We start from the raw sequence: 12,484 nt of genomic DNA, 5'->3' as shown, positions 1-12,484 counted from the left end.
CGATGAACGGCGCGCGGAGAGTGACGGGCGGTCATTCCAGGCCATCAGTGCGACCGATGAACAGGTTGTCCATCCGCGTGGACTTGCTTCACACGTCGATAACCGCTGTTCAGAGCGGCGTGCAAGGCATGATCGGTCGCACTGGTCGCGCGGCGGTTGTCCATCGCGCGGAACTTGATACCGAGGCTGTCCATCGGTCAGGACTATTCACTCGAACAGGTGGCGATACCGGGAACTTGTACCCCGGGCAAGATCGCAACGAGACACTTGGGACAGTTCACGAATGAATCGCCGGAGATCCACCACATAAAGGCACGTCGGCGCGTGCGGCTCTTTCCTTCGTCTCCCCGGTCCCCGGCCGGCACACCAGCAGAGGAACTCATGGTGCGTGGCACTCGTCGCGGTGGACGCCATCTGCCCACCTCGGTCGGCGACTACACCTGCCTCGACCCGTTCGCGGCCGAGCTGGCGTTCGAGCTGATCACGGTCATCAGAACGGGCTATCCGACGTCGAGCGACTTCCTGCGCGCCCACATGGCCGCCCCGGACGCACCGGCGTGCATCGCGGGCGACCCCGAGGACCGCAGCGCGTTCGAGGCCGCCAAGAAGGCCATGAGCAGGCGCATCGGCCGCACCGCGCGGGAGATCGCGGAGTGGGACCTCGTCACGTTCGTCCACGCCCGCTGCGGGCGCGACGACACCACGCACCCGTACCTGGCCGGGCTCTGGCAGGCCTCGCAGCGCTACCTGCCGCCCGGCTACTGCGGGCCTGTGCGAGTGCCCGACGACGCACCGCCGCCGTACGCGGACACCAGCGAGGCGCCCGACGACGGGGTGCGGGCGGCCATGCTGTTCAGGCAGTTGTCCGAGGAGCAGGACAACTCACGGCGCCGATCCGAGGCGGCGGTGCGGGAGTTCCGCGAGGCGCACGAGACGAGCCTGATGTTCTACGAGCGCGAGCTGACGGAGCTGCGCGTCAAGTACGAACACCAGCGCGAATGCGAACGGCTGCTGATCCGCATCATCGCGTGGCAGCGGCGGTGCGACCGCAGCGCCGCCGAGCACGAGACAGTGACCGCCCTGCGCCGTGAACTGGACGAGGTGACGGCCGCGCTGCATCGCGAGAAGGCCGACCACAACCTGACCGCGAACCGGCTCGCGTTCGTCGCCGCGTGCCTGGACGCGGTGAGCGCGGGCGGCGACACCGACCCGGTGCTCTGGCTGCGTGACGCCGACTTCCCGCTCGGCGCGGACCTGTACTGCCTGCTCAACCAGCCCGAGATGCCCCGCACGCGCACCGAACCCGAAGCCGTCGCGCGGTTCCTGACGGTCTACCTGCGCACGTACCTGATCAGCTGGTTCGGCGACGCCCCCGACCGCGACGACACCGTGGGCCCGTACCGCGACATCGTGCGCAACGGCGTGCTGCCGTCCGCAGAGGTGCTTGAGAACGTGCTCCAGCCGCACACCATCGCTTTGCAGGTGGCACACCCGCTGATGCGGGAGCTGGCGGTGGAGGGCCCGGCCGAGGCGCCACAGCTGCCGGACGGCCCGGCCGACGTCCACACCCTGGAGGTGCTCGGCGGCGAACACCGGGCTGGAGTCCTGGAGAAGCCGATCAACGTCGTGGACCTGATCCAGAACCTGACCCGCCGCCCCGGCGACACCGCGTAGGTCAGCGCGCGACCAGGGAAGTCGAAGTACGTGTCCGGAAACGGTCAGGTCGAGCGTGGACCCACAGACTCGATTCTGTCGATCATGACGACGACGCCAGGTCGTCAGCGACTCCACCGGCAACGGACTTCAGAAGTCTCTCGGCGAGCGCCACCACGAGGCCGCGCAGCGCGTCCGGCCTTTCAACGACGAACGGCAGGTCCAGCGACGCGAGCACACCGGGCAGCCAGTCGAGCCGTTCCACCCGCAGTTCGACCCGCGACCAGCCATCGGCGAGAGGCTCCACCACGGCCACGCTCGCGGGCAGCCGGGTACGGATCTGTGCGGTGGTCCCCTGGATCCGCACCGTCACCTCGTACCGGTACGAGGCGGTCGCGAACCCGGTCAGCAGCTGTTGCGCCGCATCGAGATCGCCCGGCGGATCGAACGAGCCGGGCGGCGTCCTGGCCGTGGCGATGCGGTCCAGCCGGAACGTCCGGTCCTCGCCGAGCGCGGGATCGGCGCCGGTCACGTACCACCGGCCGGAGTGGGCGACCAGCCTGTACGGGTGCAGCGTGCGTTCGCTGTGCCGGCCGTCGGCGGCGGTGTACCGGATGGCGACGGGCCGGTGGTGGGTCACCGCGTCGGCGATCGCGAGCAGGACCGGAGCGTCCGGGGCGGCAGGCGTTCCGGGCGGGGTGGTGAAGGCGAGTGAGCCGAGCACGGCGTCGAGCCTGCCGCGGAGCCGTGCGGGCAGCACCCGGCGGATCTTCGCGGCCGCCGTCTCGCTCGCCGTGCCCGTCATCAGGCCTGTGACCAGACCGACCAGCACTGCGAGGGCCTCGTCGTCGCTGAGCATCAGCGGCGGCATCCGGTAGCCGGAAGCGAGCCGGTAACCGCCGTACCGTCCGCGCACCGACTCGACCGGTATGTCGAGGTCGAGCAGGTGATCGACGTACCGGCGCACCGTGCGTTCGTCCACCTCGAGCCGCGAGGCGAGCTCCGCCACCGACCGAACGCCTCCGGATTGGAGGAGCTCCAACAGGGACAGCACACGTGCGATCGGCCGGGGCACAGCCGACATTCTCGCGCACATACCGGGCGGATTCTGTCCGGTATCGCTCCTAGCGTGCAGTCATGGACTTCGCATCTATCCGCGTCATCACCGCCGACGTCGCCCGCCTCGCCGACTTCTACGAACGCGCCACGGGAGTGGACGCGACCTGGGCGAACGAGGACTTCGCCGAAGTCAGGACGCCGACCGCCACCCTCGCGATCGGCAGCACCCGCACCGTGGCGTTGTTCGCCGCCGGATCGGCCGAGCCGGGTGCCAACCGCAGCGTCATCATCGAGTTCGAGGTCGGCGACGTGGAGGGCGTGCACGCGAAGCTGGCCGGCGCCGAGGTCGTCCAGGAACCCACCACGATGCCGTGGGGCAACCGCTCACTGCTGGTCCGCGACCCCGACGGCAACCTGGTCAACTTCTTCAGGCGGGCCAGGCCCGCAGCACCGAGTCCAGCGCTCTGAGCCACGACGCCTCGACCCCGCGCGGGTGGTTGTGGAACGACTTGTCGTGCTGAAACAAGTTTCTCGGTCCTCGTTCGACTGCACTCCGAGACGCATCAGCGACGCAGGAGGAGGCACCCATGGTGCAGTCGGCAGAACGAGCCGGAACAGATCTGGCCGGGATCGGCGCCCGCCCGATCCCCGAGTTCGACGGCGTCCACGACGTGTGGCCGCGCGGTGAGCGACTGGCCGCGGTGCGACGCGCCGCGGCGGCGTACAAGGTGCGCTTCAAGGCACAGGGCCAGGTGCGTGCCGTGAAGTCGGTGGACATCGCGGCAGCGCCCTATCCGGTCAGCTTCGCCTTTCACGGCGCGGTGTCGGTGCCCACGCTGCCGCTGATCTCGATGATCAACCGGATGCTCGTCGTCCAGTACGACGACTGGGACGGACGACCACGCACGCTGGTGTTCGAGCCCACGGTCCCGGACGGCTCCGCCGAGGCGCCGTTCTACCGGAACCTCCAGCGGCTCATGGCCAAGGTGCCCGGCGGACACCTGCTGGAGAAGGTCGTTCTCCGGTACTACAACGAACCCGGCGACGTGCTCGCGAAGGTCGGCCTGACCGCCGGCGACATCGACTTCTGCACCTTCGACCACCTGCACGTGCAGGATCCGCGGATGATCCTCGGCTCCACCGAGGTCATCAAGGGCGAGACCGAGCCGCGCCGGCCGCTGTTCGGTAACGCGCGGATGCTCGTGCACCGCCGCGAGCTCGCCACCCTGCAGTCGCTGCACCCGATGCAGTGGGCGTGGTACGTCGAAGGGGGACTCGGCGGCGTGGACCCGGCGAAGTTCGTGACGTTCGACGGCGACATCGAGCTCGGCCCCGGCGTCGCGCTGCTGTGGACCCCTGGCCACACCGACGGCAACCACTCGCTGGTGATCAACACCCCCGATGGTGTCTGGGTCTCCTCGGAGAACGGGATCTCCCTCGACAACTGGCAGCCGGAGCTGTCGAAGATCCCCGGTGTGCGCAGGTACCACGAGCAGTTCGGCCGCGAGATCTGCCCGAACGCCAACACCCTTGAAGACTCGCTGGACCAGTACGACTCGATGGTCAAGGAGAAGACGCTGGCCGACCCCTGCAAGCGGGACCCGCGGTGGCTCCAGATCCTGCCGTCGACCGAGCTTGCCCCGTGGAAGCGTTTCTGGCCGGTCGTGCCCACCTACGTCCACGGCGGCATCGCCTACGGCGAGATCAAGGCAGGGCTGCGATGACCCGCTCCCCCGCCGGTGCCGTCGTCACCGGCGCCGGCCGCGGTCTGGGCAGGCAGATCGCCCGGCTTCTCGTCGCCCGCGGTCACCACGTCCTCGTCACCGATCTGGACGCGGCCTCCGCCCAGGCGACGGCCGACGAGCTCGGCGCCACCGCCATGGCCGTCGACGTCCGCGACCCCGCCCAGGTCGACGCGGCCCGCGACGCGATCATCGCTCGGGCCGGGCGGCTGGACGTGTGGGTGAACAACGCCGGCGTGCTGGTCACCGGCCCGGCTTGGGAACAGGACCCGGCGACCCGGCGACTGATGATCGAGGTCAACACGCTGGGCACGGTCAACGGCACCGTCGCCGCGATCGGCGCGATGCGCGAGGGCGGCGGCCATGTGGTCAACATCGTCTCCCTCGCCGGCCTCACCGCCGTGGCCGGCGAAGCGGTGTACGCGGCGTCCAAGCACGCCGCGATCGGCTTCAGCCTCAGCACGATGGCCGACCTGTTGGTCGCCGGCATCAGCGGTATCGACATCTCCTGCGTCTGCCCGGACGGCATCTGGACTCCGATGCTGTACGACAAGCTGAACGACCCGGCCTCGGCCCTGTCCTTCTCCGGAAAGCTGCTCCAGCCGGAGGACGTCGTCGAGGCGGTCAGGAAAGTTCTCGACAAGCCTCGCCTGGTCACCACGGTTCCCCGCCGGCGCGGGCTCGTGGCCCGGCTCGCGGACCTGGCGCCCCGGCTGGGGCTTGCAGCCGTGCCTCTCGTGGTCGCCCAGGGCCGCCGCGCCCAGCAGCGGCTGCTGGACCGAGGCTGACGCCCTACGCTCCTGCTCCGCCGGAGCCGAGACGGCGCAGCTCCCGGGGACTCAATCCGAACCAGCGGCGCACGGCATGGCTCAGGGACGACTGCTCGGTGAAGGCCACGAGGGTGGTGACCTGACTGAGCGGCAGGTCCGTGCCGGTGATGAAGCGATGCGCCGCGTCCCGGCGCACGTCGTCCAGAACGGTCTCGAACGACGTCCCTTCCCGCGCCAGCTGCCGCTGCAGTGTCCGGGGATGAGTGGCCAGCAGCCGCGCGACGGCCACGACGGACGGTGCGGACACACCGAGGGTTTCGGCGATGGCGAGCCGGACTCGGGCCGGGATGGCGCCGGTCGAGTCGGGGTACTGGGTCGTCAGGTGACCGAGGGCGATCCCGCGGGTCGTCTCGTTCGCTGTGGCGAACCGCTCGTCGAGCACCTGCCGTTCGACGCACAGCGCCCCGGCCGGGGCCCCGAATCTCACGTCGCAGCCGAAGAAGTCCAGATACCGGCGGACCGGGGACACGGGACCGTGCGGAAACTCCACCGAGCGCAGGCCCGTGAGGCCGCCGAGCAGCGCCACCGAGACGCGGTGGAACAGCCCGAGTCCCAGTTCCATGGCCTGCGGCGAGTACATCGACTCGCGCAGGTCCTTGTAGTACGTCAGCGCGACCACGCCTCGGCGGCCGTGCGGGTCGGGACGGACGTCGACGCTGAGGGCGGTGCTGTGCACGAACATGAACCTCGACGCGCACCGCAGGGCTTCGGCCACCGTCGAGGAGGACTCGACCGCGATCGCGAGCGGCCCCAGGATGCCCAGGTCCTGCCGTTCGGCCAGCCGCAACCCGAAGTCGGGACAGCCCAGCGCGTCGGCCGCGGCGTCGAGCATCCGGTCATGGGCCGTGATCGGGACCAGTTCGTCGTCGGCCTCCAGAGACCCACGGGAGATGCCGAACCGAGCGAGCAGCGCGTCAGGGGCACCGCCCAGCTCCTCGACCAGCGGCACAAACCCGCGCAGGCTTGCCGCTCGGATCATCGGGCCCATGCGCCGCAGGATAGGGGAGCCTGGACCAGGCACCCGGCTAGTGCGGCCAGGCCCGCAGCACCGAGTCCAGCGCGTCCAGGGCTCTGAGCCACGACGCCTCGACCCCGCGCGGGTGGCTGTGGAACGCCCCGGAGCGTTCCAGCGAGACGAACCCGTGCAACGTGCTGTGCAGCAGCCGCGCGGCATCCGTCAGCTCCGGCTCCCAGAGTTCATAGCCCCGCAGGACCGCGCGAGTCATCTCGGCGTGCTTCAGAGCGCTGTCGGCGGCCGTGTCGGGGTCGAGCGCGATCTGCATCGCCGAGTAGCGGCCGGGGCGTTCCTGGGCGTAGGTGCGGTAGGCGGAGGCGAACGCGACCAGGGCGTCCTTGCCCGAACGGCCCGCGATCGACTCCGCCACCCGATCCGCGAACTCCGCGAGCGCCAGCACGGCCAGCCGGACGCGCAGGTCCTGAGCGTTGCGGATGTGCGAGTAGAGCGAGGCGTCCTTCACGCCGAAGTGCCGGGCCAGCGCGGACACCGTCACGTTCTCGAAGCCGACCTCGTCCGCCAGGTCCGCCGCCGCCTGCGTGAGGCGGTCGGCCGTGAGCCCCGCACGTGCCATCCGTCACCCTTCCTAGGGTCCTTAATTATTTGCCTAGGACCTCTAGGTAAGCCTAGCGTCCGGGACCATGAAGCCGCTGACCGAACACGACATCCGCGCGTCCTTCGTCAATTCCACCAAGGGCGAGGCGAAGCGCATGCACGTACCCAGGGATCTGGGCGCGCGGACGTGGGACGACCTGGACTTCCTCGGCTGGACCGACCCGGCCGCGCCCGACCGCTCGTACCTGGTGATCGAGCTGGACGGGCGGCTCACCGGCATCGCGTTGCGCAGGGCGGCGCAGGCCGGACGGGCGCGCAAGACGATGTGCTCGTGGTGCCTGACCACGCATTCCGGGGACGGCGTGTCGCTGATGAGCGCGCGCAAGGCGGGCAAGTCGGGACAACTGGGCAACTCGGTCGGCGTCTACGTCTGCGCCGACCTGGCGTGCTCGCTGTACCTGCGGGGCAGGAAGAGCGCGGGACCGGGCTCGCGGTTCCACGAATCGATCACACTCGACGACCAGGTCGAACGGATGGTGTCCGGGATCAGCGCGTTCCTGGACCGGGTGAACTCGTAGGTCTCAGAGCTCGAGCACCAACTCCGCGGAGCACGCGCGGGCGCAAGGCCACGGTTCGCCGCACTCGGTGCAGCCGGTCGTGGCGGGCAGGTGCGTGTCGAGCACCTGGACCGCCCTGATCCGATAGCGCTCCAGGTCGGTCTCCCAGTCGTGGCGGGAGCCGGCGGTCGCACTCGTCATGGTCATCAGTCCTCGGGTTGAGCTGGTGCACACAGCATGCACCTGTGACGGCGCTCACGGGCGGCAATTTCCCGAATCCCGACCATCGGCGGGTCGTCACGCAGTGGACCCGGCGAGCTCCTTGAGGTCAGCACGCAGGTGGCCCAGCGCGCTGCGGTAGAGCTGCGGACCCACGGACACGCGGGCGACCCCGGCCGCACGAAGCGCCCCCAGCGACCCACCCCGCAACGGCAGACCGGCGTTCACCGGGGCGCCGACCTCGGTGACGACCGCGCGGAGGTCCTCGGGCCCGGCTCCCGGCACGAACACGCAGTCCGCGCCGGCCGCCCAGTACGCCCGAGCCCTGTCGATGGCGTCGGTCAGCCTCCTGTCCCCGGAGAACGGCGAGGCGGGGAAGAAGGAGTCGACCCGCGCGTTGATCACCAACGGCACCCCGATCCGGTTCGCGGCCGCGCGCATCTCCCCGATGTAGGCGGCGCGCACGCCGACGTCCACCAGGCCGCCGTGCGCGTGGTCGGTGTCCTCGATGTTGCAGCCGGCGGCGCCGATCCCGGTCAGCAGCTCGACCAGCTCGCCGGGAGCAAGTCCGTACCCGGCTTCGGCGTCGACCGTGACCGGAACGTCGACCGACGCCACGATGCGCGCGGCGACGAACATCATCTCGTCCCTTGGCGCTCCCTCACCGTCGTCGTAGCCCAGTGCCGCGGCGATCGCGTTGCTCGCCGTCGCGATCACCGGGAAGCCCGCGTCGACGACGGCGCGGGCGCTGCCGACGTCCCAGGCGTTCGGCAGCACGAGCGGGTCGCCCGGGACGTGCAGCGAACGCAGGAGATCGGCCTTGGCGGCCAGCTCGGTCGTCACCACGGATCCGGCAGGCCGTGCCCGGTGGTGACCAGGCTGCGCAGGCTGCCGTTGACGTAGTGCAGCCAGGCCGCGGAACACGCGCCGAAGCACTCGACGTCCGGCACCAGTCCGACGTGGGTGAACCTCAGCTGCGCGCCGCCGCCGGCGGGGACGATGTCGAACACGATCTCGCTGCCGGTCCACTCGGCCGGGTCCGAGACGAAGGACAGGAGGCTGTCCGTGACCTGCCAGACCACGCGGCTGCCCGGCGTCAGCTCGGTCACGCGCTGACGGCTGTAGTGCTGCGGGGGATGCCGGTAGGTGAACTCGGCGCCCACCTCGTCGGTACGTCCCTCGACCTCGCCCGTCCACCAGGCACGAACGTCCAGGACGGCCGCGTAGACCTCGTCCGGCGACTGCTCGACCGTGTACGAGGTGGTGTAGCCGCGTTCGGTGCGCGGCGCCTGCGTCGTCATCGCTGATCCGTTCCTGTCTCTCGATCCGCTGTGCCGCGCTGGATCCGCTCGGCGATCCGCTTGATCCGCTGCAGCCGGGCGTCCCAGGTGGTGCCGACCGCGGTCAGCTGGGCGACCGCGCGGGCGAGTTGCACCTCGTCCACCTCGTAGCGGCGCTCGCGCCCGGCCGGCGTCACGTGCACCAGTCCGACGCGGTCGAGCACGCCGAGGTGCTTGGCGACCGCCTGCCGGGTGACCGGGAGCCGCTCGCTCAGCGTGGTCGCGGTGCCGCCCCCGTCGCTCAGCAGCAGGTCGAGCATCCGGCGGCGGGTCGGGTCGCCGACCGCGGACCAGAGGTCGTCGTCGATCGCGGTGCTCACGGCCGCGCGACCAGGCTGTCGGCGCGCGCGACGAGACGCGGGAGGAAGTGGTCCCAGCCCCGGACGTGATCGGCGTAGGCCTGCTCCAGCACGGCGGCCTCCCAGCCGCGCTCGCGGAACCCGGTCTCCTTGAAGCGCAGCAGCGTGCCGTCGCCGGACGGCACGAGGTCGATCGTGACGAGCAGCGAGTTGCCCGGCGCCGCCGAAGCGCCCTGGTCGTAAACCCAGCGGAACGCGAACCGGCGGGGCGGATCGGCCTCGACGACCGTGAGGTGTTCGACCTTCGCGTCCGGCGAGGCCGGGTCGCCGAAGGTGATCGTGCCGGTGCCGCCGGGCACGGGGTCGAGCTCGGCCTCGTCGGGCCACCACTCGCGCAGGTGCTCGGGAGAGCTGACCACCTCGTAGACCACCTCGGGGGTGGCGTCGATGCGCAGCTCGCGTTCGATGCTTCCGTGTTCCACGCGGTCCTCCTCACTCAAAGTGCAACCATCGGTTGCACTTCAAGCTAACCCGCGGACCCGACTTGCGCAACCTTCAGTTGCACGAGCTGCCGAGGACCAGGCGAAGGAGCGGTGCCCACTGGTGGGCCGTGAGCGGGAGTTCGACGGAGGGAGCCTTGCTGTCGCGGATGCCGACGCCACGACCCACTTCGACACAGTTGGTGTCGCTACCGCTGTAGCTACTCTTCCGCCAGCTGGTCATGACGAGGCTCCTCACCGATGATGTCGGTGATCAGCTTCCTGGTTTGCGCCTCGTCCAACGCCGTCCGTCCGAGTGACTTCAGCACGTCTTCGTAGAGGCCGACCGAAGGCTGATCTTCCAAGAACACGGTAGCCCCCTCGCTCTCGACGTAGACGATCGGCGGGATCTTCTTGAAGGTCAGCATGTCGAACGAACCGGCGAGCCCAGCGTGTGGACCGAGTGACGTCGGAATCACGCGAAGCGTCAGATAGGGCCGGACCGACACACGAAGCAAATGGTGAAGTTGGTCGGCCATTACCTCCGGACTTCCGACGGGCAGCCGAAGAGCCCGCTCGTGAATGTAGATCGTGACGGCCCGATAGCCGTCGAGAACCGCGTTCTGGCGTGCCATCCGACTGCTGACTACCGCAGGACGCTCGTCAGCGGACAGCCGCGTCGATGAGTTGACCATGTAGGTGATGTAGTCGGGTGCTTGTACAAGGCCATGTACAACGTTCATCGACCAACCGGTCACGCCACTCGCGATCTTCTCGTGTTCGCGCAGTGTGCGCGCTCGGTCCGTGACGCCGGACTTGGCGGGCTGCAACCAATCCCGTTGGTGCGTTTCGCGGTGCAGTGCCATCAGGTGGTCGAACTCGTCGGGCGGCGTGCGCAACAGCCCGAGCAGCTTGGCCAGGTCGACGTCGCTGACGCCTTCCTTGCCGTTGACCAGTTCCGAGACTTTGGCTTCCTGCCAGCCCAGCAACTCGGCGGCGGCGCGGTTCGTCAGGTCGGCCGCCCGCAGCAGCGCTCGTATCGCGTCGCCGAACTCGCGGCCGCGCACCGTTGATCTCCGCAAAGGCATGCAGGGACGGTAGAGGCGGCGTTCCGTTTGGCTCCACCCATTCGCCGCAGGTCAACCTGAAAGCATGCTGTTTGGCGGTCTTCCAAACCCCGGGACGTGGTTGGGTGGGCGCATGATCGACGTTCTCGGAGACGGATCCACGCCGCGGCTCGTCGTGTTCGACCTCGACGGGACCCTGTACCCGAAGGAGGCGTACGCGGAGCAGGTGCTCGCGGTGATCGGCCGGATGTTCGTGGAGCTGCGGGGCGCCTCCGTGGCGCACGCGAACGCGAAGGTGGCCGAGCTGCGGGAGGCCATGCGGACGAACTGGGCCGGTACGTCGACGACGTCGTTCGTGCGGGCCAACGGGTTCGACGTCGCGCAGTGGCTGGAGTACCGCGAGACGCATCTGTCCATCGCGGACGGTCTGGCGCGCGACGAGGGCGTGGTCCGGGAGCTCGGCAGGCTGCGCGAGGTGGTGCCGATCGTGTTGCTCACCAACAACACGAGGGGCTCCATGACAGCGATCCTCGACAAGGTCGGCCTCGGGGTCGCCGACTTCACGGAGGTGTTCACCTCCGAGGACTCGCGTGACACGCCCAAGCCCGATCCGGGCGCGTTCCGGGTGGTGCTGGAGCGGTGCGGGGTGCCGGCGGCGGGGACGTGGAGCGTCGGGGACCGGGTGGACATCGACATCGAACCGCTGCGCCGGCTCGGAGGCTTCGGCATCGCCGTCGACGGGCCCGCTGATCTGGGCGCGGCCGTCGACCACCTCATCGGGCTGGTGCGTCGGGGGTGATGGTGCCGTCCGGCTCGACGCGGAAGCCGGGGATGTCGAGCACTGCCTTGTGGTTCGTGAGCTTGGCGCCGAGGAACCAGCGCGTGTCGCGGGAGCGGACTCCGCCGAAGAGGACGTCGTCCTCGAAGGTCACGCCGGTGAACCGGCTCGTGCCGCGGAAGTCGGCGTCGACGAACCTGGCGACACCGGCGAAGCGGGCGTCGGTGAAGCGGGCGGTGCCGATGAAGACGGCCTTCTCGCAGTTGAGGCCGCCGGTGAACACGCAGCCGCGGGCGTTGAAGTCGACCAGTACCGCGCGGCTGAGGTCCAGCGTGACGCCCCAGAACTCCGGTTCGCGCAGGTGTGTGGTGAGGATCGTGCCCGCGGAACGGCGGACGTGCAGTTCCTGCTGTGTCTCGAGGTCCTCGTCGCCCTCCGCGAACGGCATGCGCAGGTAGGCGCTGATCACGTCCGTCACGACCTGGCGCTGGTGCGGGTTCTCCTGGGCGAGGCGTTCCAGCGCGTAGAGGCCGGCGATGCGGACCTGGGCCAGTGGTGAGCCCAGGTGCTCGGTGCCCTTGACGTAGAGGTCGGTCAGGCGGCGTTCGTCGGCGTCGCGGGCGGTGACGGCGGCGACGACCTCCTGGTGCCACTGCCGTCGCACCGCCAGGAACAGCACGATGCTGCCGCCGCCGGCCAGTCCGACGGTGAACCCGGTCTTGATCGCCTCCAGCCGGCGTCCGGGGTCGCTGCCCGCCTCGAAGAGCAGCCAGGCCAGCACGCCCGAGGTCAGCACGACGACCACCGCCGCGCACACCACGATCACCCATCGGCGGAGCGGTCGTAACGCCAGCTGGTGCTGCCTGATGCTCATGGAACCTGATTTTGGCC

General features: G+C 69.7%; 17 protein-coding genes. 6 read left to right on the top strand and 11 right to left on the bottom strand.

From position 1 onward, the window contains the following. Nucleotides 1-384 precede the first annotated feature (384 nt). Entirely contained in the window at nt 385-1,674 is a 1,290-nt protein-coding gene (locus tag IG04_RS0104465) for a hypothetical protein (RefSeq protein ID WP_144065257.1), read from the top strand. An 82-nt stretch (nt 1,675-1,756) separates the two neighbouring features. Here the strand turns inward: IG04_RS0104465 and IG04_RS0104460 are convergent, their stop codons facing one another. Further along, complete coding sequence (locus IG04_RS0104460; RefSeq protein ID WP_477218348.1) at nt 1,757-2,737, bottom strand: helix-turn-helix transcriptional regulator; 981 nt, start codon at nt 2,735-2,737, stop codon at nt 1,757-1,759. A 53-nt stretch (nt 2,738-2,790) separates the two neighbouring features. Here IG04_RS0104460 and IG04_RS0104455 point away from each other — a divergent pair, with 53 nt between their 5' ends. The 3 genes from IG04_RS0104455 (at nt 2,791) to IG04_RS0104445 (ending at nt 5,242) form a co-directional block, all read left to right on the top strand. Beyond that, nucleotides 2,791-3,180, top strand: coding sequence for a VOC family protein (locus tag IG04_RS0104455; RefSeq protein WP_030475226.1), 390 nt, complete (start codon nt 2,791-2,793; stop codon nt 3,178-3,180). Nucleotides 3,181-3,299: 119 nt separating this feature from the next. Beyond that, nucleotides 3,300-4,436, top strand: coding sequence for an MBL fold metallo-hydrolase (locus IG04_RS0104450; protein WP_030475225.1), 1,137 nt, complete (start codon nt 3,300-3,302; stop codon nt 4,434-4,436). Continuing rightward, nucleotides 4,433-5,242: an SDR family oxidoreductase gene (locus IG04_RS0104445; protein ID WP_030475224.1), complete on the top strand. Its 810-nt coding sequence runs from the start codon at nt 4,433-4,435 to the stop codon at nt 5,240-5,242. The genes IG04_RS0104450 and IG04_RS0104445 overlap by 4 nt, the downstream gene beginning before the upstream one ends. 4 nt (nt 5,243-5,246) lie before the next feature. On the opposite strand, the gene IG04_RS0104440 is transcribed toward IG04_RS0104445, so the two are convergent. Further along, the gene (locus IG04_RS0104440; RefSeq protein ID WP_036013674.1) at nt 5,247-6,272 is read right to left on the bottom strand and encodes an AraC family transcriptional regulator; all 1,026 of its coding nucleotides are present in this window, start codon (nt 6,270-6,272) and stop codon (nt 5,247-5,249) included. A gap of 37 nt (nt 6,273-6,309) precedes the next feature. Then, the gene (locus IG04_RS0104435; RefSeq protein WP_030475222.1) at nt 6,310-6,873 is read right to left on the bottom strand and encodes a TetR/AcrR family transcriptional regulator; all 564 of its coding nucleotides are present in this window, start codon (nt 6,871-6,873) and stop codon (nt 6,310-6,312) included. 67 nt (nt 6,874-6,940) lie between these two features. Between IG04_RS0104435 and IG04_RS0104430 the strand changes: the two genes are divergently transcribed. Further along, a complete protein-coding gene (locus IG04_RS0104430) occupies nt 6,941-7,432 on the top strand; it encodes an FBP domain-containing protein (RefSeq protein ID WP_030475221.1) in 492 nt (163 codons plus the stop codon). 3 nt (nt 7,433-7,435) lie between these two features. Here IG04_RS0104430 and IG04_RS0104425 read toward each other — a convergent pair whose 3' ends face one another. The 7 genes from IG04_RS0104425 to IG04_RS0104395 all read right to left on the bottom strand — a co-directional run bounded on the left by IG04_RS0104425 (nt 7,436) and on the right by IG04_RS0104395 (nt 10,836). Next, the gene (locus tag IG04_RS0104425; RefSeq protein WP_157512866.1) at nt 7,436-7,612 is read right to left on the bottom strand and encodes a hypothetical protein; all 177 of its coding nucleotides are present in this window, start codon (nt 7,610-7,612) and stop codon (nt 7,436-7,438) included. Nucleotides 7,613-7,708: 96 nt separating this feature from the next. Continuing rightward, on the bottom strand, nt 7,709-8,473 hold the full coding sequence (locus IG04_RS0104420) for an isocitrate lyase/PEP mutase family protein (protein WP_030475219.1): 765 nt from the start codon (nt 8,471-8,473) through the stop codon (nt 7,709-7,711). Further along, nucleotides 8,470-8,931, bottom strand: a complete 462-nt coding sequence (locus IG04_RS0104415; RefSeq protein ID WP_030475218.1) for an SRPBCC family protein — start codon at nt 8,929-8,931, stop codon at nt 8,470-8,472. The genes IG04_RS0104420 and IG04_RS0104415 overlap by 4 nt, the downstream gene beginning before the upstream one ends. Further along, entirely contained in the window at nt 8,928-9,290 is a 363-nt protein-coding gene (locus IG04_RS0104410) for an ArsR/SmtB family transcription factor (protein ID WP_030475217.1), read from the bottom strand. The genes IG04_RS0104415 and IG04_RS0104410 overlap by 4 nt, the downstream gene beginning before the upstream one ends. Continuing rightward, complete coding sequence (locus IG04_RS0104405) at nt 9,287-9,751, bottom strand: SRPBCC domain-containing protein (RefSeq protein ID WP_030475216.1); 465 nt, start codon at nt 9,749-9,751, stop codon at nt 9,287-9,289. The genes IG04_RS0104410 and IG04_RS0104405 overlap by 4 nt, the downstream gene beginning before the upstream one ends. A gap of 73 nt (nt 9,752-9,824) precedes the next feature. Then, entirely contained in the window at nt 9,825-9,992 is a 168-nt protein-coding gene (locus IG04_RS44940) for a DUF397 domain-containing protein (RefSeq protein ID WP_084401004.1), read from the bottom strand. Beyond that, nucleotides 9,970-10,836: a helix-turn-helix domain-containing protein gene (locus IG04_RS0104395; protein ID WP_084401005.1), complete on the bottom strand. Its 867-nt coding sequence runs from the start codon at nt 10,834-10,836 to the stop codon at nt 9,970-9,972. Before IG04_RS0104395 ends, IG04_RS44940 begins: the two co-directional genes overlap by 23 nt. A gap of 112 nt (nt 10,837-10,948) precedes the next feature. Here IG04_RS0104395 and IG04_RS0104390 point away from each other — a divergent pair, with 112 nt between their 5' ends. Continuing rightward, nucleotides 10,949-11,614, top strand: a complete 666-nt coding sequence (locus IG04_RS0104390) for an HAD family hydrolase (protein ID WP_030475214.1) — start codon at nt 10,949-10,951, stop codon at nt 11,612-11,614. On the opposite strand, the gene IG04_RS0104385 is transcribed toward IG04_RS0104390, so the two are convergent. Then, on the bottom strand, nt 11,589-12,467 hold the full coding sequence (locus IG04_RS0104385; protein WP_051768880.1) for a pentapeptide repeat-containing protein: 879 nt from the start codon (nt 12,465-12,467) through the stop codon (nt 11,589-11,591). The genes IG04_RS0104390 and IG04_RS0104385 overlap by 26 nt on opposite strands. Between the last annotated feature and the right edge of the window lie 17 nt (nt 12,468-12,484).

It is taken from the genome of Lentzea albidocapillata, assembly GCF_000719115.1.
GTDB classification, from domain to species: Bacteria; Actinomycetota; Actinomycetes; order Mycobacteriales; family Pseudonocardiaceae; genus Lentzea; species Lentzea albidocapillata.
The sequence above is the reverse complement of the archived record's forward strand: the minus strand, read 5'-3'. Positions and strand labels throughout refer to the sequence as shown.